The following is a 19061-nucleotide window of genomic DNA, read 5'->3' as shown; positions in this document are numbered from 1 at the left end:
ATTCATTCAATTGCCGCTATATTTGCCCAATGTTTTGGCTGCACCATCTTTCTCGGCGCCTCCCCAAGCCGATTTAAACTTTTCCGTGTAGTAACGTACCAAATCAACGGTTCGAATAAACTCAACCGGATCGACGATGCTCGCATTGGCAATAGCTCTTGGCTCCGTGCGTCCCAGCATCCTTTCCAGCGGTGCAAGCGAGACTGGCTGCTTGAGACTCACTTGTACCTCTCGCTTCAATAATCCCCGTTCGTAGGCAATCGCCCCCTGAAACCGTGCCAGTTTCCCTTCCCCAAGCCAAGCGGAGCCTCCCGCCAGCTTCCGGGCGGCCAATCCCATGTCTTCCCGTTCCCCTGTTGTCGGCAGCTCCAGCATGACTTCATCAGGATCTGATCCAGCAGACAGCCCGAACAATGACTGCAGCGCCTGATCCTCAGCTGCTCTCCAATACAACCCGTCATAGGCATCGCCTTCCACTATGCCGCTGCGGGTATTCCGGCTGCTATTATCCCAGCTATAGGCTGTCCGCTCAGCCGTAACTGACGCCGTATAATAGACAATGGTCTGCTGATACAGATAGACGGCGAACAGAATGAAAATTAAAACCATCATAAGCAAAACCGGAAATACGATGGCGGACTCCAGTGTGAAGCTTCCCTGCTCACCGCGCAGCTGCTGAAGCCAACGGAATCTAGCTGAAAATTTGGTCCGCTTGCTCATCGGCTTTCCCCATCAGGTTCTCGATCAATCCGATGATCCAGTCCTTAAACAGCAGCGCAATAATGATAACGACAGCGATAATCAAAATAATTTCGAGCGTGCCCAGACCGCTCTCCGATCTCCAAAAGGAACGCATAGCCCCCGCTGCTTTTTTCATCATCTTCATCTTCTATCTTCCTCTCTGCTTTTAGTTTGTTAAGCGTCTGCTTCTATCCCATCATCAGCATGGCCGGCGCTGCTACGAACACCATCAGTACAAGTAAAATCCCGACCAGCGGAAAGACCAGCTTAGAGGAGGCCTCCTCGCCTCGTGAACGGGCTACTGCCTTTCGCTTCTCCCAAAGCGAATAGGAAAGCTCCCGCAGCGCAAGCACGAAATGCTCGCCGCCTTTCCGGTAGTTAAGCAGCAATACCGTTGTGAAAATGGATACCTCTTGTACCGAGCAGCTGCGATTAAACTTCTCCGCTGCAACAGAGAATGACTCTCCGTTGCTTAGCGAGTGAACAACCTTGCCCCACTCCTTGTACAAGGGATGATCTTGGGACTCCTTGCCCTCCTGACAGCGAATCAAAGCTTGCATGACGGTTTCACCTGCCCCGACGAGCAGCATAAGCTTGCTGAGCAGCTCCGGCAGCTCCAATATAACGGCCTGCTTTCGCTTCTCAATTAACCTTCCAGCCTCCAGCATCGGGCGGAGAAACAGCAGAACGCCAATAATAATCCCCATTGCCATTAAAGTCATTTCATCCGCCAGCCATGCAAGCAGCGAGCAAGCGGCAATGGCTGCATAACCGTAAGCAGCAGCGGCTGCCAGCAGCCGCTTCGTCTGATCGAAAGACCAATCCAAGCCGCGCAGAACTACTTGCTTGGCATGATAGCTGCTAAGCGGGAGCTGTATCTGCTCATAGATGCCACTCTTCTCCAGCACTCTCGCAAAGGGATCAATCAGCAGCCAATCCTTGGCATTATGTGATGCACGCCGATTTTTCCGAAGACGGATGAGCCTGTCCAGCGTTGGCCTTCCAAGCAGGAGAAACCACACCGCTATAAGAATTAGCGGGACTGCTGCCATCTCTCATCCCTCCTCATACCCGAATGTCCATCATTTTATGAATGAACCAGAAGCATAAGCCCAATACCGCCATGCCTGCCGTCAACAGCACATATCCCGCACCTCCGTAGAGAGGAGCCATGTAGTCCGGAGCAGCAGCACTTAGAAAGCCTAGAAAAGCAAAAGGTACGACCATCATAATGCGAGCCTCAAACCGCTTCTGTGCGACCATGACGGCAATTTCCTGCTGTACTTCAAGCTTCTCTCCAATCGTCTGCGACGTTCGTTTCATCACCTCCACCAGGTCGCCGCCAGATCGTTTGCACACGGCGAATACTTCGGCGAATTGCGTGATATCGTCAATATGCGCCCGCTCCGCAAATTGGCGTAAAGCATGCTCCAGCGGCTCCGAGTGGTCAAGCCGGTGTTTGACAATCATAAATTCGCGCAGCAGCTCTGTCCGAGGGTCGGGGTACAACAGCTTCAAATCGTCAATCGTAGCGACAAATGCATTCTCAACGGACCTTCCCGCCGCAAGCGATGAGGTCAAAGAATATAGGGCTTCCTTGAATTGAAGCTTTAGCCTCTCCTTGCGCCGCCGCAGCAAGGATGCTTTATACAGCCTGGGAGCGCAGCAGCCGATACAGCCCAGCACAATCGATATGAAGATCGAATGATATATCAAATAGATCGCTGCAAAAACGATGCACCAGCCTGCTGCAGCGGACACAACGAACTGACGGATCGTTAATCTGTACTCGTCATAATCCTGCAATGCCGTGCCGATTCCGCCGGCAGCGTTCGAATAGCCCATCCAAGCGAGTCCTGCTTTTACTCTCGTTGACTGCCCCGTCCTTCTCTTCTGAAGCTTCGTTGCTTTCGATCCTGTCCCTATCGTACGGCTCATTGCTCCTCCTCCCTCTTCAGACGCTCCGCCAAGCCCGCCATCCGCAGCTTGTCGCGGTGAAGCAGCCTATGCTCCGTACGCTTCAATCGGCCGATTACCTTGCCGTCCCTCTCGCCTTCCTCGTGAAACACATACAACGGAACGACGTTGATCTCCCCGTTCTCGACGCCAACCACTTCGCTAATTTCCGTCACGCGCCTGGAGCGGTCGCGGAAACGGGACAGATGAATGACAATGTCCAGCGCCGAGGCAATCTGCTGGCGGATGACCTGTACCGGCATATCGGCCGCTGATAACGCCATCGTCTCCAGCCGGGCCATCATATCGCGTGCTCCATTAGCATGGCCGGTGGACATCGATCCGCTATGTCCTGTGTTCATCGCCTGCAGCATATCAAGCGTCTCACCGCCTCGAACCTCTCCGACAATGATCCGGTTCGGACGCATCCGCAGCGAAGCGCGAATGAGCTCCCGGACCGTAATGGCGCCTTTACCCTCGGTATTCGCATTCCGTGTCTCCAGCGACACAAGATTGGGGACGCTGCGAATTTGCAGCTCTGCCGAATCCTCTATCGTCACAATGCGCTCATCTCTCGCTATATATTGGGATAATGCATTTAAGAAAGTCGTCTTCCCTGTTCCTGTACCGCCGCTAATGAAAAGGTTATATTGCGCCTGTGTCAGCAACTGCAGCAGTCTGGCTGCTTCGTCTGACAAAGAACCGGAGGCAACGAGTGAATCCATCGTTAACGGACGCTCAGGAAACTTTCTGATCGTCATTGAAGGCCCGCGCAGCGCTACCGGCGGCAGTACGACGTGGACACGTGAACCGTCCTTCAGCCTAGCATCGACAATCGGCGAGGATTCATTGACGACACGGTTGACGCTCGATACGACAGCTTGTATAAGATCTTCCAGCCGCTCCCGGCTCTCGAAGGCAGCGGGAAGCAGAGAGACTTGCCCGCCTCGTTCAATAAAGATTTCCGCATGATGGTTGATCATAATTTCCGTTACGGTCGGGTCATCCATCAGCGGCTGCAAAATATCGAGTCCGCGAAAGGAATGATAGAGCCGGCGGACCAGCTTTACTTTCTCCGAGACTGTCAGCGGATGCTCTTCGCACCAGCGGAATACATTCCGCTCAACCAGTTCCATCAGCCGCTCATCAGAAACCGCCCCTCCAAAATCAATTTGAGCGCGAATCTGTTCCCGCAGCGACAGGACGATCTCATCCGTCAGCAAGCCGGTCTCCCCCTCCTTCCTTCATAAGCTGCCGGAATAGCCGCTCTACCGCTGCTTTATACTGCGGAGCTGCTATAAGGGACTGCGGCTGGAGACTGTCCGCTTCATATTCCGGCAAAGCTGCAGCGATCGCTCTCGCATCGCTCCAATTCCGCTGCGGCAGCCGCTCCCCGTTTCCTCCGGAGCGGCGGTTCACGACGAACCGGAAGCGCCGTTCAACTGCCTGGAACCGGCTGCCCCAGCGCTGCGAGCCATACCGGCATGCCAGCTCGCTCTTGCACCTGACGGAAGGATCATCGGTCAGCAGCCAGACAATCTGATCGCTTCGTTCATAAAGAGCAAGATGCAGCTCATCAAGCCCCTCATCCATATCAATGACAATCAAATCGTATTGACCGGAAGCGGCAATAGCCTTGACGATTGCCTCAGCATCACCGGCCTGAAGCGTTATTCGATCATCTGCATTGGAGAAGGATGGCAAGTAATCGCCCTTAAGCGCAGCATGCCGCTTGCGGTGTTGGAGCAGCCAGCCGTTTACCTTCTCCGGCTGCGCCTTCAGCAAGTAAAGCAATTGCGACAAGCCTTCACCCTCGGAGGAGCCCGCCTCTTTGCCTAACCATGCCTCCATCGCGTTCCAGCGCTCCAAATTCAAATAAAAAGCCCTCAAGCCTCCAGCCCCCGCTGTATGCATCAGCTGCAAGCATAAAGTCGTCTTGCCGACACCTCCAGAAGCCGAATAGACAGTCAGAACGGATGCCCCTTCTTCCGTTTTCTGCCTCGATATGCCGGAATCCGCATAAAGTGCGGCAATCTGGTGCAGCAGCTCGGGCAGCGGCTGAAATTGCCGCAGCTCCGGAAAATTTGCGCTATCGCCATTTCCTCCAGCCAGCACAGCCGTAGGCACACCCGGAAGAAAGGAACCCGCAGTCTTCAGCATTGAAGGCTGCGCCGCTATAAAATCAACAGGATACCCCCCTTTCAGAAAATGAACAAAAGCTTCCGGATGAGTAAATGCGGTTAGCTGCCACTTCTCACCAAACGGACTGTCGCGGACGTAATCCGCCAGCCTTCTCGCATATTCCTGTTCCTTGACTGCGATTGCCAATTGCAGCTTCATCGCCTTTCCCCCCTCTGACGCAGCACCTCGGACAAACGCAAAAAAGCACCGTAAAAGACGCAGTTTCCTGCGGCCTTTTACGGTGCTTCCGTATTTGCCGTTATAGATTGACTAAAATTTACCATAGGTCCAATCGATTCGTCAACCACCAATTTCCCTCCAAAAAAAACTGAAAAAAATTAGAAAAAATAGATACAAATCGTATCATATATGATATACTTAGAAACGTAACGTAGCTCATACATATGAGTTGCCATAACCCTTGAAAGGAGGTGACCGGTATGAAAAAACAATGGGAAGCTCCTGAGCTGGAAACGTTGGATGTGAAAATGACATTCGACGAGGGTGAGGCTGACGCGCAAGGCAAACATTGGCCTCCAAAAAGCGGAGGTTGGGGTTGGCCTTGGTAATAAAAAGTATACAAATGAACCCTATTCCTCAACAGAGGAACTGGGTTTATTTTTTTGCCCGCAAATAAAAAAAAGCATTGGAGGCAATAAGCCTGCAATGCCGTACGCTTAAGACTGGCTCGCCAGCAGCCGCTGGAAAACGCCCCGAGGCTCGGAAGAAAGCTGGGCATACCCGCCCTGCTGTACGATCTCCCCGTCCTCCAGCACGATGACCTGATTAGCATTGCGAATCGTCGACAGCCGGTGGGCAATGACGATAATCGTCATTTTCCCCCTAAGCCGCTCAAGCGCCTCTTTAATCCGCAGTTCATTCTCGTTGTCCAGCGCGCTTGTTGCTTCATCCAGCACCAGAATGGACGGCTCGCGCAAGATTGCCCTTGCCAATACAATACGCTGCCGCTCTCCGCCGGATAGCTTGACCCCGCGGTCTCCCACGATCGTGTCCAGTCCCTGCGGCAAATTACGGACAAACTGATCCGATGCCGAGAATCGCAATGCTTCCCACATTTGCTCATCCGTCGCTTCCGGGACAACCAGCTTCAAATTTTCCCGCAAGCTGCCATGAAACAGAAAAGGATCCTGCGCGACATAGCCGATAGACTGCCTGAGCCCGTACAAGCGCTCATCCGTCAGTTCCTGTCCATCGATCAAAACCTTGCCGGAATTAGGCTTAATCAGCCCCATCAGCAGATCAACCAGCGTACTTTTCCCCGCGCCTGACTTGCCGACGATCGCCGTCATTTGATTGGCGGGAATCGTTATATCGATATTTTTCAGAGCATAATGAGCCTCAGGGCCGCTGTCATACCGATAATGAATACCGCTGCAAGCGATACTTCCCTCGACACGAAGCGGCGCTATCTCCTTATCATCCAGCGATTCGTGTGCCTCCCTTGCCTCATCGCTTTCCCGCTGCAACGTTGTCAGTGATTCAAATGCCGACATTTCCGATACCAGACGCTCCAGACTGGATTGTATCGAAATAAATCTTGGCCACAGCCTCGTAAAGATCAGCACGATGAGCAGAAGCTGCTCCGCAGCAACATGCAGAAACGTTATCGAGAAATAGACAAATACAGCGACCAGCAGCACGGAGGTCATCCGGTATAGAAACTGCGAATTCGCGTACAGCCGGTAAGCGCGCAAATAGTTGCTTTCGATTTTCCCAGCCAGCGTCTGAAACCACGAGATATGGGAGCTTTCCAGCTGATTGCTCTTAATATCCTTCATCCCGCCGAAATGGTCGTTCAAGCCAGCGAAATAGCTTTTGAAGAGCCGGGAGGACTCTTGCCCGTATTGCGCCGATTTGCGGATGAATCTTCGGGATACCAGGGAAAGCACAAGGCCGCTTGCGATAATAATCGCCGTCAGCTGGAACGAAAGCCACATGGCAAATCCAATCTGAATCACCGTGAATGCTACTGAGGACATCAGCATCAGAAACAAATCGATGCCCCGGCTTACCCGGTTCAATTCCGTAGACAGCATCTGATTGAAATCCGAGTTTCTCCGTTTCAGAAAAAACTCCCATTTCGCCCGCAGCAGGGAGCGGTGCGTCTCGACCCGCAAGCTCTTCACATATTTCTGCGATATTTTCTCCGAGAGAACCGTCTGATTCCGCTGCAGGAGCGCCTGTCCTCCAACGAGCAGAATGTAAGCCGCCAACACCATCGGCAAATTCAGCGGAACTTTCAATCTTTCCAACGCTTCCATCGCCGAACCTACGAACGGCACTGCATCGACATTCATATCGAAAGCGCCGATAATGCTGAGCAAAGGAATGATCAGAAAAATGCCGATGCCCTCCAGACAGCTGACCAGAAGCATGAGCGTCAAGTGCAGCAGCACCTTGCTGCCGGCTGCGGCATACAGTTTTTTCAATAAGATGAGCGTTGCCTTCACGTTGGAAAAGCCTCCTTAAATGGACTGCCGCTTCATTTGCCTCCATATCCAGAGAAACGGACGCAGCGGAAAATAAAGAAAATGAAGCGCTTTGGGAAGCGGCAGAACCTCTGCATCCCAAGAGCTCGGATAAATCTTGTTCAGCAGGTACAGCCCCTTCTGGCTGAACGGCATCGTAGCCAGCATGTAGCGATTGTAATGAATGGCAATATCCCGCTTCTCCGGCTTAGGATGCAGGATTGCCCGCTCCCTCATAAAAATCAGCACATAAGGAGCAAGCTTATCCGCTTTTCTAGAGGCAGACATCGGCGCGAGAGCGTCAGGCAGCTTCGTTCCTAGAAGCTCCCGTGCCAGCACGAAGGCAAGCCCGATTAAGTCGCGGCCGCGATAGATTTGCAGCAGCTGCTGAATCGTATCTCCCGCCAGCGGTTTGGCGACGATACGGTCGATATCGAGCAGCCAGCGCAAGCAGGACCAGCCATGCCTTGTTCCATGCAGCACCAGGTACAGAAACAAATCCTCATTGCCCAGCGAATGCACCGAAGGATGCAGGGAGCTGGCTTGCCTTCTGGCCCATAATTGCTCGAAGTCGGGCTCCTGAATCGTATCGGGATTCAGCCGCCAATGCAGCTCGATTTCAATCCCTTTCTCATAATGAAAATAAGAGAGGTGATGGGTTTTGCGCTCGGTATTATGCAGCAGCAGCGGTGTATCCTCACTGAGGCGGTAACCTTCTTCCATCAGCAGCATTTCCGTGCGCTTGATGTCGGCCTTCGGGACGAGAATGTCGAGATCCTTCGACGTCCTTCCCGATATATCCCCATAAAGAAGAGCGGCCAGCACGGGGCCCTTCAGCATCAGCGAGCGTATGCCCCGTCCCTCCAGAAGCTGTATGATACGCTCCATTTCTCCGCGCAGATGAAGCATTTCATATGTATTTTTCATAAAATATTGGCTCATCTTCTGCATAATAGCCGGCGGAACAAACTGCCGCTCGTCATTCAGCCGCTTGAGCAGAGGATAAACAACCGGGTTGACGTGATGATAGCCGACATAGGATAGAAACTCATTCCAGTCTAATTGCTGCGACTGCTCCCATGCCTCTTCAAAGGTAACGGTTCTGCCGCTTCGCAGCAGCAACAGCAGCATATTAAATTCCTTCGAAAAGAAACGCTTGTCGAGCGCGTTCAGGCTGCTCATCCCATTCTCTCTCCTTTAAACACGGTCGCATCGTTGGCGAACATAGCTACAACCGTATACTGATTCATAATTTCTGCACCCGTTGCATAAAAGGCTCCCGCTCTAAGCCATGCATGCGCACTCATTTTACCGCTGTCATCCTTTTTCGTCCCCAGGTAGAGCGTGCTTTCGATGCCCCGTTTCTCCATCATTTTCATACCGGCAATCGCCATTACCATGCATTTGCTCTCCCAGAGCGTGTATCTGCTCATAATGCGCAGCGTCCGTGAGATCATTCGCGCTGTCTCCTCATGACCCGGGGAAGAGACGTAAGCTGTCTCTTCCATTGCCACACCGAGTGAGGGTGCAACTTTGGAGAACGGCATCGCCTTCACGATCCGGGCCCAGCCCAAGTACCAATAGGCTTCCAGCAGCAGCAGCTTCGTCCGGCGGTCGGACGCCAGCCATTTTCTGACCCTGCCAGCCATGTTAAGCTTCGTTGGAACGCGTCTGAATGAGCCCTTGCTCTGTCAGCTGGGACAGGAAGGCAGCTACTTGACGCTCGCATGCTTCGCGGTCGATCTCGTACTCCGAGCATAACGCGTCGACCAGCCCCTCCAGACTGGAAGGCGCCGACAGAAGCTCCCATATCCGGCCGCCTGTCTGGCCCAAATTGTAATACTTCCCGGTCGCGACGCTCATCATCACCTTATCGCCGCCCATATCGCTTACGAGAAAGCCCTCCGCACGCATGACGGTCTGCCCTGCAAAAACACCGGATGGAGTTGTCATTTCACCATTTCTCCCTTCACCGCTAGATTTAAGATTTCATTTACTAGCAAATCCGCCGTAAAACCGTGCTTCGGACGCTTCAGCATGTAGCAATCCACCTGCGATGCGACAGCTGCAGACATCTGGAAATGCCATTGTCTGAGATCAAGCTTCGTAAGCACCTCACCGCTATAAGTATGCCTATAGAGCAGTTGCATCCGCTCCAGCTTCGATAGCGGCTTCAACTCGACAGACTCACTATCCGCTGTCGCTTCCAATTCGAATATCGCGGCCAGGGGCAGCGACTCCCGATGAAACCCGTCCGTTACCGGTATGGCATACTTATCATAATCATCTGCGATGGCCTTAAACTGCTCCGAACGCATTTGGAAAAAGTCGAGACTTTCCCGCCACAGCTTCTGCTGCGGAAATCCCGGATGCGCGATAAAGCCATTGCCGCCAGCTCCAAGCGTAACCGGAACGATATCATCGCTTAACAGCTTGCAGCCCTGACGTAAAAAAGCTGCCGCCAAGGTCGATTTGCCCGCTCCGCATTCCCCGACGAAGGCATACGCCCTTCCTTCAATGACGACGGCGCTGCCATGCAGCGGAATGGCTCCGCGTTGAAATAAGGCCACCGCGAACCCGATCCCCAGCAAATAAATCCGATAGTCACGCGGATCGGCGCCTTCCGCCGGCATCATCTGAATCCGGCTGCCGCTCGTTATCCGGTAAGTCGCTGCATTTTCCAAGCTGAGTACCATCTCATTCTCTTTGACTGCGAAGGGCCGATTCGGGTCCAATTCATTGCGGATGGCCGTCAAGTCCGCCCGTTCCACGACGAGATCCGGCTCAAATCCCGGCTCATTCACGCCCAGCAATTCCGGCAGCTCGAAATCGCTTGAGATTCGCAGACCGAATGCCCGATACTGCCGCCTGTCTATAACCATACGATCATGCATCATATGAGCAATTGCCCCCTTAAATGATACTAATTGTAGCAATTATAGCATAATCAGTTAACAATTTGTATCTTTTTTTCTCTCTTTTATTGTAAAATCTACATAATGGAGCAATTTCTCCGTAAATAGCCGCTCGTTGAACTTTTCCGCATGCTCCCGGATCGCCCCGGCATTCCAGATATGGTTGTCAAAGCTGTCCAGCGCCTCGGCGAATGACTCTGTTGTCTGTGCCTCAAAGTACATCCCATTTAGCCCCGGAACAATCGTATCCAGAGCACCGCCTCCGCGATAAGCGATGACCGGTCGGCCGCAGGCGTTGGCCTCCAGCGGAGTAATGCCGAAATCCTCAAGTCCGGGGAACAACAGCGCTTTGCATCTCTGCATATGGGAGACGACCTCGGCGTCACCGATTCGGCCCAGAAAAGAAACCGTTGGCCCTGCTAACTGCTCCAGCCGCTCCCGGTCATCTCCATCTCCGATAATGAGCAGCTTCTTATTCAGCCTCGTGCAGGCCTCTACTGCCAGATCAAGCCGTTTGTAGGAAGCAAGGCGCGAGACGATGAGGTAGTAATCCTCCGGCTGTTCATCAGCAACAGAGAAGCGGCTTATATCGACTGGAGGAAATACAACATCGGCATCAAGTCCGTAATATTGCTTAATCCGGCCCTTTACGACATTGGAATTCGCGATCACTTTATCCACCCGCTTGGAATTCGCCTTATCCCATCTGCGAAGCGGCAGCGTGAAAGCTCTCGCTATCGCCTTCAGTGGCTTTGGCAGCCGGGTATGGTCCATATAGCTGTCGAAATCCCAGGCGAATCGCATCGGCGCATGGCAATAGCAGACATGCACGCTGCCTCTCGGCTTGCGCACCCCTTTGGCGTAGGCGCTGCTGGAGCTGACGATAATATCGTAGTTTTTAACATTTATCGATCTGACTGCAAACGGATAAAGCCAGAAATAGAGCTTGAAGCTGCTCGTTATCCGCGGAATCCGCTGCATCCATGTCGTAATGATCGATGCCGACCTCAGCTCCGGAAGCAGCTTATCCTGATCGACGATCGTCGTGTAGATCGGCGCTTCGGGAAACATTTTGTGCAGCACGCCCACGACCCGCTCCGCTCCGCCCATTTGATTCAAATAATCGTGGACAATCGCTACTCTGGGACGATTCATTTGGCAATCCCCCTCGCTCGTTCAACCGGCTTCGCATTCACGCCTGTACGCTGGCGTGTTCTCGCAATGCCCATATAGACACGCTCCAGCTTCTCAGCGGCTCCTTCAATAGAAAAGAAATCTTCAATCCTCTGGCGGCCGTACATACTTAACGATGTCCGCAGCTTGCGATCGTCCAGTACGCTTCCAATGCTGGCGGCAAGTGCCTTAACATCCTTCGCCGGATACAGCAGACCGCTTACGCCGTGCTTAATAATATCCGATACGCCGCCGCCATCGGTCGCAACGACGGGCGTTCCCTTCGCCATTGCTTCGATAATGACCCGTCCAAAGGGCTCACTCTCCGAGCAGAGCAGCAGCATGTCGGCAGCGCCGCAAATCGCTTCAATATCTTCTCGAAAGCCGGTAAAGCGCACACGGTCTTCCCTATGTAAAATGGAAACAAGCAGCTTCAGCTGCTCCAAATAAACCTCGTTCTCCACGCGGAATTTAGGTTCTCCCACGATCCATAAATAGAGGTCGCGTTCCTCTCGAAGCAGAGCATCAAGCGCCTGAATCGCATCCTCCTGCCGCTTCCACGGTGCAATCTGCCCAACGATGACAAGCACACTGCTTTCCATCGGCGTTTGAAGCTCGCCTCGAAGCTCCTTCTTCCTATACCTTCTGGCAAGATCATCCTGCTCTCTTAATATAGCGCCGTTATGAACAAGATGAATCCGGCTCGCCAGCGCCTTGGTGTTCATCCCCTCCAGTACAGGCTGCGAGATTGCAATCAGAGCCTGTGCCGTACCGGCCGCAAGTATCCGGATCAGCCGGCCAACCATCCCTTTCGGCGGCATATCATGAAGATGCCAGGCTAGCGGAATCCGGTGATACCAGCGGAACAACGATGCCATAATGCCGGCACGCACCGAATTGGCGTGGATCGCATCCGGCTGTGCCTTTCTCACCATAGAAGCGAACCGCCATCCCGCGAGCGCCATCCCGGCGGCTCCCTTAATCAAGCGAATCGGATTCATCGACAGTCTGGCACTATAGCCCGGCAGCGCAACCGTCTCCATGCCCTGTGCCCTCGCCCGGTCCAGCAGTTCGCCTTCAGGGGCAAACAAAACAAATGAAGTCTGCGGCATATAGGCTGCGGTCAGCAGCAAATTAATCTCCGCGCCGCTCACTTCGCTCGTGTGATTATACAGAGCGATTCTCATCGGTATCGCGTCCTTTCTTCCTTTTGCACAAGGAACTAACGTCCGGCTTCGGTTTGCCGGTAATTGCGAATATAAGTTAAAGAGGTTTCCATCGTTCTTCTCGCATCCTTAAGGCCTGGCAGCCCCTTACGCTTCAAATCACTCAGCAGCAAGTGGCAGCAAGCAAGCGAGAAGAACATCCAGCCCTTCAAGGGGAGCTTCTCCGTGTAAGCATAACGTTTGTATGTGACATAAAATCTGGACGCCTCAATAACCGGCTTATAATAATCCCGGTTGACCGGAGAGCTGTTATGGGTAATAAAAGCTTGCTCGCACAATATAATCTCATAGCCGCTCTTTACAGCTCTTGTCGAAATATCGACCTCGTCGTACCCGTACACCAACTGCTCGTCAAAGAGAACCGTCTGGAACAATTCGCAAGGGAAAATCGCGCTCCCTATTACTAGCGTGTTTAGTCCCTCTGTCCGGTCGTACAGCTTGGTCTGATATCCGAGAAATGATTGGTCCTTCGGATATACTTTATCGTTGTCACGGCCATATTCGATTCCGGTCAGAATCACCTTATCTCTGCGAGCCGCTTCAACTTGGTCCAACCTGCTGTTCAGCCGCTCAATGCATTCCGTTCCCAGTTCCATGTCGTCATCCATAAACAAGAGATGCGTTCCTTCTGCGCGCTGCAGCACATGATTACGGTTCGGACCCAGCCCCTTTCTCGGCCCTTCGATATACACAGCTTGCGGGAATTTAGCTGCAACCAAATCCCTTGTACGAAAATCTGTACTATCGTCTGAGACAATAGTTTCAAATGCCGGCATCGAAGATTGTTCAATTGAGATTAGCGCCTTCTCCAGATCCTCAGGACGGTTTCTCGTACAAATGCAAATACTGAGTTGAATACTCATGGCCTGCTACCTCCAATTAACCGTCTAACGGAATCGCTTCCTTTTCTCGAGCTCAACTTCGAATACTTGAGTCACTGCATCTGCAACTCTGTCCCATGTGTAATGCTGCATGACATGCTCTCTGCATTCTTCACGGGAGGGTATGTGCAATCTTTGTTCCAAAGCTGCTATTATCGTCTCGCTAATCGACTCGGACGTTCCATCCTTAAACAACAAATCCGCCGACAGCTTGCCTAAAATTTCTCTTGTTCCGCCATAAGGCGTACCGAGCACCGGAGTGCCGCAGGACAGCGACTCTACGGTAACGAGCCCGAATCCCTCGAGCGTTATCGTTGGAACGATGCTCATGTCCGCCGCCTGATACCATTCCACTAATTCCTCATTCGACACCCTGCCCAGCAGCTTGACGTGATCGGAAAGCCGGAGACTCTCGACGAGTCGGCTATATTCCTCCCGCATCGCTCCGTCTCCTGCAATACACAGACGAACACCCGGATGCAGCGCCACAACTGCATTCATCGATTCGATTAGACGATCAATGCCCATCCGGCGAACGATTCTTCGGGCACAGAACAAAAGCTGCTGCTCAGGCTGAACGCCAAGCTTTCTTCTTAGGCTCTCCCTATCGGGATGCGGCTTGAATTTCTCATGCTCTACCGCGCCGGGAATAATATGTATCCGATGACTCTCTATGCCGTATTGCTCAATAAGAATGTCCCGGAAGTATTCGCTTAGAACGATAAAGCTGTCAGAACGGCGATACGTCAGCAGCTCTACTTGCTTCTTCACCCAATATCTGGACTCTCTCATAAAGGGAGAGCGATGATGCTCCTCCAGCTTTGACTCTAGCGCCCACGGTCCGTGAAAATGAGTGACAATCGGCACATGCGGAGGCAAGACAGCTCTGGATATCATTGCCGCATATGGTGCAAAATGCGGATTGAACACCTCCGGCTGGAATGCGTCAACAGATTGACGAGCCATCCGCTTAAGCGACCGCATTCGGGCAATCAGAGGTGTACCCGAGGAAGCAGCCTCGACTATATTCAAGTTGGTCGACAGCTGGTCCCCACTCTCCGTTACGACAAGTCCCAGCCCAGCATGCCCGTACTCCTTCATAGCGGCATTATAATCTGCAAAATACCGGTTTAATCCTCCCGGCTGCAGCTCATTCCAGCCCAATCCTGTAGATAGCAGCTTCATTGTCGCTTCTCTCTCTTTCTGATCGTTTTCAAGATATTGGAATGCCTATTTAACAAGAACCTCGGCATACACTTTCATCGTTTCATCTGCAACACGCTTCACATCATAGGCCCACAGGCCCTCGCCGGCACGCCTCCGGTATTCTAATTGCCGTTCCGGATATGCAAGCAGTCCGATCACCGCTTCCGCAAGAAGCCTCGGGTTTCTTGGAGGAACTAGCATACCGGCTTCTCCGTTATCCAGCGCTTCCGGTATGCCGTCTACGGATGTAGCCACAATGGCGCAGCCCGCTTCCCTTGCTTCAATAAGTACGAGTCCGAACGGCTCGCGATGTGAAGCCAGTACGAATACATCAGCCGCTGTCATATACGAATAAGGATCCCGCTGAAATCCTTCAAACCGGATACGGTCACGATATTCTGAACAAGCTGCTAACTGTTCAAACTGGGACCGGTCTGGTCCATTTCCGACAATATACAAATGCGCATCCTCGACCTCCCGAGCGATGAGGTCAAACGCTTCAATCAGATCCGCAATTCCTTTGCGTGCGTACATCCCGGCAACCGTCACAATTGCCTTTCCTTTCAGTTCCCGCTTTGCGGCTGCATGCTTTCGCGGACTGCCTACGGTCCCGTTTAATATCACTCTTAACTTGTCATGGCGGATGCCTCTGCCTGCCATTGACTCCGATACCGCCTGGCTGACTGCAATTACGCTGTCGCCAACCCTCATGAGATCGGCGTGCTTCTGAAATTCGTTGTGGACATGTGTCACCAGCTTATAACGGTTCATTCCCTTCAATAAACGTGACAATAGCGCTCCTGTCATCATATGGGCATGAATCACGTCCGGCTTTACCTTGCGCACCAGCGTGCGAAAACGAAAGAAAGCCTGCAGCATTGAACTGGGCTTTCTCGACTGGTCCAGCACATAGTGGCTGACTCCATAGCTGTGCAGCAGCGTTTCGTAGCTGCCACCACCTGAAGCCACGGAGACGTCATGTCCCATTTTGGACTGTTCACATGCCAAATCAACCATGACATTGACGATTCCATTGCCTATCTCTTCAACATGATTCGCCAGATGCAAAATCCTCATAAGTTGACCTCCTTCAATTGCTCATAAAAGGCAATAGCCTCCCCCGCGATCCGATTCCACTCATGCTGCTGCGCAGTCTCGTAAGCCTTCTTCCGAACTGCAAGCAAATAATCAGGGTCTTCTATAAGCTGACGCAGTTTACTCTGAATAGCGGTACTATCCCGAAAAGGAACAATTAAAGCGTCACGGCCGTCAACGAGGAAGGAACCCGTTGTAAAGGAAGTAACTGGTGCCAGCCCGCATGCCATCGCTTCTATAAGAGAAAGCGGAAAGCCCTCCGAAAGCGTTGGAAACAGCTTAATATGATGATCCGCCAGCAGGGAGGGAAGCTCCTCATGCGAATATTCACTGACCACTTCAATTTGGCCGTGAAGTGCTTCGGCATAGTCCCTCAGAACCGTCTCACGAGAACAGCCTGTACCGATAAACGACATTTTGACATGAGGATATTCCCGTAAAATTCCGTCTAGCGCCTGAGCCGTATAAAGAATACCTTTCCTTGGTATGTACGACCCAATTTGGGCAATTCGAATTTCCTTTTCCTTCTGGAAAACAATCGGCAATTGAAGAAATTCATCCGGCAATCCGTTTCTTACTACGCGCGCAAACGGACTTTTAACCTTCAGCCGGCTCACTGCATATTCAAAATCACGATGATTCAGAAACAAAGCACCGTCGGCTCTTCGGAAAGAAATCGCAACTTCCTGAAGCCGAAGCCCGCCATGATAAAGAGGATATTTCCAGGATAGCTTCACATGACCCCTGCGCTGCTCCTCCAGTAAATTTTCGTGCATCGTATGCTCCAGACCATGGCTTCGCGACACGAGAGCGGGGGAATGTCTCCTGCTTCTAAGCAGCGCCCACAGCCAGGCATCGCCGCTGGAAGCGTCGACTACATCCAACTGTCCTGCTCGGGCAAGCTGTCTGATTCGACGAAACAGGAAATAGGGAAAAACAATTCCTTTCCATTTACCCGGCACGTAGCTGGGCAGATCGTCGAAGGAGAACAGAACAGCATGATGGCCTAGCCTCTGATACTGCTTATAAAGCTGATAAGTAACACCAGGCGCGCCTGCGTTCTTATTCATTTCATGATGAATAGAGAGCAAAATGTTCATTGCGTTGCACCTGCCGTTTCCATCGCGCCTGCGCCCTTCCATTGCGGGCAATAGGACAAATATTCGGAGGCCACTGCCTCCCAGCTATGCGATCTTGCCCACTCCAGCCCATCTGCAACCTTGTCCTTAAAGCTGTCCCCGCTTAACAGTCCATCGATTAGAGCAGATGCAAGCCCTTCATCCGAAGCAAGAACACCATACTGCCCCTCCCCCAGAATCTCCACCGCTCCTGGGTTTGGTGTACTGACGACCAATGTCCCGCTAGCCAGCGCTTCCAGATACGGAAGCCCAAATCCCTCGTAAGTGGAAGGCATGCAATAGATATGAGCTTTCCGGTACAGCTCCGCGAGCTGCTCTGTACTCAAGCTTTGGTAATAGGTGACACCCTCGTGCGGCTCATCGGGATAGCAGACCATCCAAAGCTTTGCATTCGGGATCTTTGGCTTAATCTCGGAGATGAACAAATCTCTTAAAAGACGGCCCCTTTTCCGGCTGTCCAGCGCTCCTACAAACAAAATGGCAGGATCCTCCGCTTTCTCACCGGGATGAAACAGCTGATGATCGACCGGCAAATGCAGTACTTTATCCTGCAGCCGTGAACGATAAAGTGTTTGTGTATCCTTTGAATTGAACAACGTGACGGTGGACTGTCTCAAGGAAAGCAGTTCCAGCACATACAGCAAGGAAAGGTTAAGTTTGCGGAGCCACTTTTTATTATGCTGCACTTCTCTGTAGGCACTGCCGTGCATAATGCGGATCCAAGTCTTCTCCGACCGGCGCATCGCCCAGTCATCGCCGCTGGAAATAACGAGATCATAATCGGCAAAGTCGATTGTCCTTCCTTTAATCGGAGCCATATAGTAGCGGACAAAGCGGTTAGTAACTTCCTTGTCTTCGAACAAAGGCAATAACTTATAGCCCAGTTCTCCAGAATAGGCATTCATCGTAATTGCTGTAACGTCACAGCCCATTTCAGCCAGCTTCATACAAAGCCGATGGTTGTAATGACTTACGCCCCCCGTTCGATGACGGGGAGAGATGAACTCTAACGCAATAACGGCAACCCGCAGACGGTTCAATTTGAATTCCGGTACAGTTTCCATGTTCTCCATCCTTCAACTCTTCCTTTAATTGAAATAAGCAGCTTTTTCATTCCTGCCGATTTATCTTGAGGCATTAGCCTGATCCATTGAAGCAACCCCGGTGAAACCTTGCTGCCGATCAAAAATGCCCAGAGCAGATAGACGTATCTTTTGGCGGCGCCCAGATTTCGCAGCAGAGAGTACGTCTCGTTATGAGCCATGTTGAAGAAAGCAGCTTCATTGAACGAATTGCGCTTGTCCTCATCGAATCGTTCGGCCGGAAAATGCCTGACGCCTACATTCGGATCGTAAAGAAGGACCCATCCCCTCTTCTTGACCGCGAGACAAAAGGGAACCTCCAAATGAACCTGTGCTCCGTTCCCCTTCAAATTTGCGTCGAATGTGATGCCCTCTATTGCCTGTTTCCTGAAGCTCATATTAACGCCTTTCAAAATATCCGCTTGTCTCGCTTCGCCATAGCCGATATGATGGTTGCCCACCATTCTGCCGAACCATAACAATTGGCCAACACGCCTTTTCTGGCCCGTCTCCAGCTGTCCCGAATGATAGACCCAGTCCTTCCCCCCGAGGCCGCCAAGCCGTTCATTATGCTCAAAATGAAAACCGATGCGTTCAATCCAGTCCGGACAAGCGATCGTATCGTCGTCAGTAATGGTTATAATGTCGCCCGTAGCATGTTGCAGGCCGGCATTTAGTGCCGCTACAACACCTGACTTCGAGACAGTAACCATTCGAATGTCAGATGCCTCCTGCTCCCTCATAAACGCCCTTGTCACTTCATCCGTATCGCGCACAACTACGATAATCTCGTTCGGCAGCCTGCTTTGTCTGCTCAATCCTTCCAAACATAGCCTTAAGCTTGATAACCGGTTGTAAGACGGGATTATTACGCTCATCCGCAATTTCATCATTCCCTTGCCAGAAAATAAGGTGATTACTATTCAAATTCAAAAAGTTACAATTTGTATCAACATATCTCTAACTTTATGATACAA

General features: G+C 52.0%; 20 protein-coding genes. 1 reads left to right on the top strand and 19 read right to left on the bottom strand.

Going from position 1 to position 19061, the window contains the following annotated elements; translation table 11 throughout:
- Positions 1-6: 6 nt before the first annotated feature.
- The 6 genes from ACFVVF_RS27645 to ACFVVF_RS27620 are packed head-to-tail and all read right to left on the bottom strand — an operon-like array spanning position 7 to position 5037.
- Positions 7-720, bottom strand: coding sequence for a TadE family protein (locus ACFVVF_RS27645; RefSeq protein ID WP_387816299.1), 714 nt, complete (start codon positions 718-720; stop codon positions 7-9).
- On the bottom strand, positions 692-886 hold the full coding sequence (locus ACFVVF_RS27640) for a Flp1 family type IVb pilin (protein WP_387816297.1): 195 nt from the start codon (positions 884-886) through the stop codon (positions 692-694). The genes ACFVVF_RS27645 and ACFVVF_RS27640 overlap by 29 nt, the downstream gene beginning before the upstream one ends.
- A gap of 43 nt (positions 887-929) precedes the next feature.
- The gene (locus ACFVVF_RS27635) at positions 930-1793 is read right to left on the bottom strand and encodes a type II secretion system F family protein (RefSeq protein ID WP_387816295.1); all 864 of its coding nucleotides are present in this window, start codon (positions 1791-1793) and stop codon (positions 930-932) included.
- Between the two features lie 13 nt (positions 1794-1806).
- A complete protein-coding gene (locus ACFVVF_RS27630; protein ID WP_387816294.1) occupies positions 1807-2679 on the bottom strand; it encodes a type II secretion system F family protein in 873 nt (290 codons plus the stop codon).
- Positions 2676-3917, bottom strand: a complete 1242-nt coding sequence (locus ACFVVF_RS27625) for a TadA family conjugal transfer-associated ATPase (RefSeq protein ID WP_387816326.1) — start codon at positions 3915-3917, stop codon at positions 2676-2678. The genes ACFVVF_RS27630 and ACFVVF_RS27625 overlap by 4 nt, the downstream gene beginning before the upstream one ends.
- Entirely contained in the window at positions 3907-5037 is a 1131-nt protein-coding gene (locus ACFVVF_RS27620) for a P-loop NTPase family protein (protein ID WP_387816292.1), read from the bottom strand. The genes ACFVVF_RS27625 and ACFVVF_RS27620 overlap by 11 nt, the downstream gene beginning before the upstream one ends.
- A gap of 281 nt (positions 5038-5318) precedes the next feature.
- On the opposite strand from ACFVVF_RS27620, the gene ACFVVF_RS27615 reads away from it, so the two are divergent.
- Positions 5319-5447, top strand: coding sequence for a paeninodin family lasso peptide (locus tag ACFVVF_RS27615; RefSeq protein ID WP_387816290.1), 129 nt, complete (start codon positions 5319-5321; stop codon positions 5445-5447).
- 108 nt (positions 5448-5555) lie between these two features.
- Here ACFVVF_RS27615 and ACFVVF_RS27610 read toward each other — a convergent pair whose 3' ends face one another.
- From ACFVVF_RS27610 to ACFVVF_RS27550, 13 genes are read right to left on the bottom strand one after another with little or no spacing between them, the layout of a single operon-like run.
- Complete coding sequence (locus tag ACFVVF_RS27610) at positions 5556-7349, bottom strand: ABC transporter ATP-binding protein (RefSeq protein ID WP_387816288.1); 1794 nt, start codon at positions 7347-7349, stop codon at positions 5556-5558.
- A gap of 15 nt (positions 7350-7364) precedes the next feature.
- Complete coding sequence (locus ACFVVF_RS27605; protein WP_387816286.1) at positions 7365-8549, bottom strand: nucleotidyltransferase domain-containing protein; 1185 nt, start codon at positions 8547-8549, stop codon at positions 7365-7367.
- On the bottom strand, positions 8546-9016 hold the full coding sequence (locus tag ACFVVF_RS27600) for a lasso peptide biosynthesis B2 protein (protein WP_387816284.1): 471 nt from the start codon (positions 9014-9016) through the stop codon (positions 8546-8548). Before ACFVVF_RS27600 ends, ACFVVF_RS27605 begins: the two co-directional genes overlap by 4 nt.
- Before the next feature lies 1 nt (position 9017).
- Entirely contained in the window at positions 9018-9320 is a 303-nt protein-coding gene (locus ACFVVF_RS27595; protein ID WP_387816282.1) for a lasso peptide biosynthesis PqqD family chaperone, read from the bottom strand.
- Positions 9317-10264 (bottom strand): aldolase, encoded by a 948-nt coding sequence (locus tag ACFVVF_RS27590; RefSeq protein WP_387816280.1) that lies wholly within the window; start codon positions 10262-10264, stop codon positions 9317-9319. Before ACFVVF_RS27590 ends, ACFVVF_RS27595 begins: the two co-directional genes overlap by 4 nt.
- 54 nt (positions 10265-10318) lie before the next feature.
- On the bottom strand, positions 10319-11437 hold the full coding sequence (locus ACFVVF_RS27585; protein ID WP_387816278.1) for a glycosyltransferase: 1119 nt from the start codon (positions 11435-11437) through the stop codon (positions 10319-10321).
- The gene (locus tag ACFVVF_RS27580; protein WP_387816276.1) at positions 11434-12642 is read right to left on the bottom strand and encodes a glycosyltransferase family 4 protein; all 1209 of its coding nucleotides are present in this window, start codon (positions 12640-12642) and stop codon (positions 11434-11436) included. The genes ACFVVF_RS27585 and ACFVVF_RS27580 overlap by 4 nt, the downstream gene beginning before the upstream one ends.
- 35 nt (positions 12643-12677) lie before the next feature.
- Positions 12678-13544 carry a glycosyltransferase family 2 protein gene (locus ACFVVF_RS27575; RefSeq protein WP_387816274.1) on the bottom strand — a complete coding sequence of 289 codons (867 nt, stop codon included), beginning with the start codon at positions 13542-13544 and terminating at the stop codon, positions 12678-12680.
- A gap of 24 nt (positions 13545-13568) precedes the next feature.
- The gene (locus ACFVVF_RS27570; RefSeq protein WP_387816272.1) at positions 13569-14747 is read right to left on the bottom strand and encodes a glycosyltransferase family 4 protein; all 1179 of its coding nucleotides are present in this window, start codon (positions 14745-14747) and stop codon (positions 13569-13571) included.
- 45 nt (positions 14748-14792) lie between these two features.
- Complete coding sequence (locus ACFVVF_RS27565; protein ID WP_387816270.1) at positions 14793-15845, bottom strand: glycosyltransferase family 4 protein; 1053 nt, start codon at positions 15843-15845, stop codon at positions 14793-14795.
- A complete protein-coding gene (locus ACFVVF_RS27560; protein WP_387816268.1) occupies positions 15842-16963 on the bottom strand; it encodes a glycosyltransferase family 4 protein in 1122 nt (373 codons plus the stop codon). The genes ACFVVF_RS27565 and ACFVVF_RS27560 overlap by 4 nt, the downstream gene beginning before the upstream one ends.
- The gene (locus ACFVVF_RS27555; protein ID WP_387816266.1) at positions 16960-18075 is read right to left on the bottom strand and encodes a glycosyltransferase family 4 protein; all 1116 of its coding nucleotides are present in this window, start codon (positions 18073-18075) and stop codon (positions 16960-16962) included. The genes ACFVVF_RS27560 and ACFVVF_RS27555 overlap by 4 nt, the downstream gene beginning before the upstream one ends.
- Positions 18039-18962, bottom strand: a complete 924-nt coding sequence (locus ACFVVF_RS27550) for a glycosyltransferase family 2 protein (RefSeq protein WP_387816264.1) — start codon at positions 18960-18962, stop codon at positions 18039-18041. The genes ACFVVF_RS27555 and ACFVVF_RS27550 overlap by 37 nt, the downstream gene beginning before the upstream one ends.
- Positions 18963-19061: the final 99 nt, after the last annotated feature.

Source organism: Paenibacillus sp. NPDC058174, from assembly GCF_042883865.1.
Lineage (GTDB): Bacteria > Bacillota > Bacilli > Paenibacillales > Paenibacillaceae > Pristimantibacillus.
This window is presented reverse-complemented; position numbering and strand designations above follow the sequence as displayed.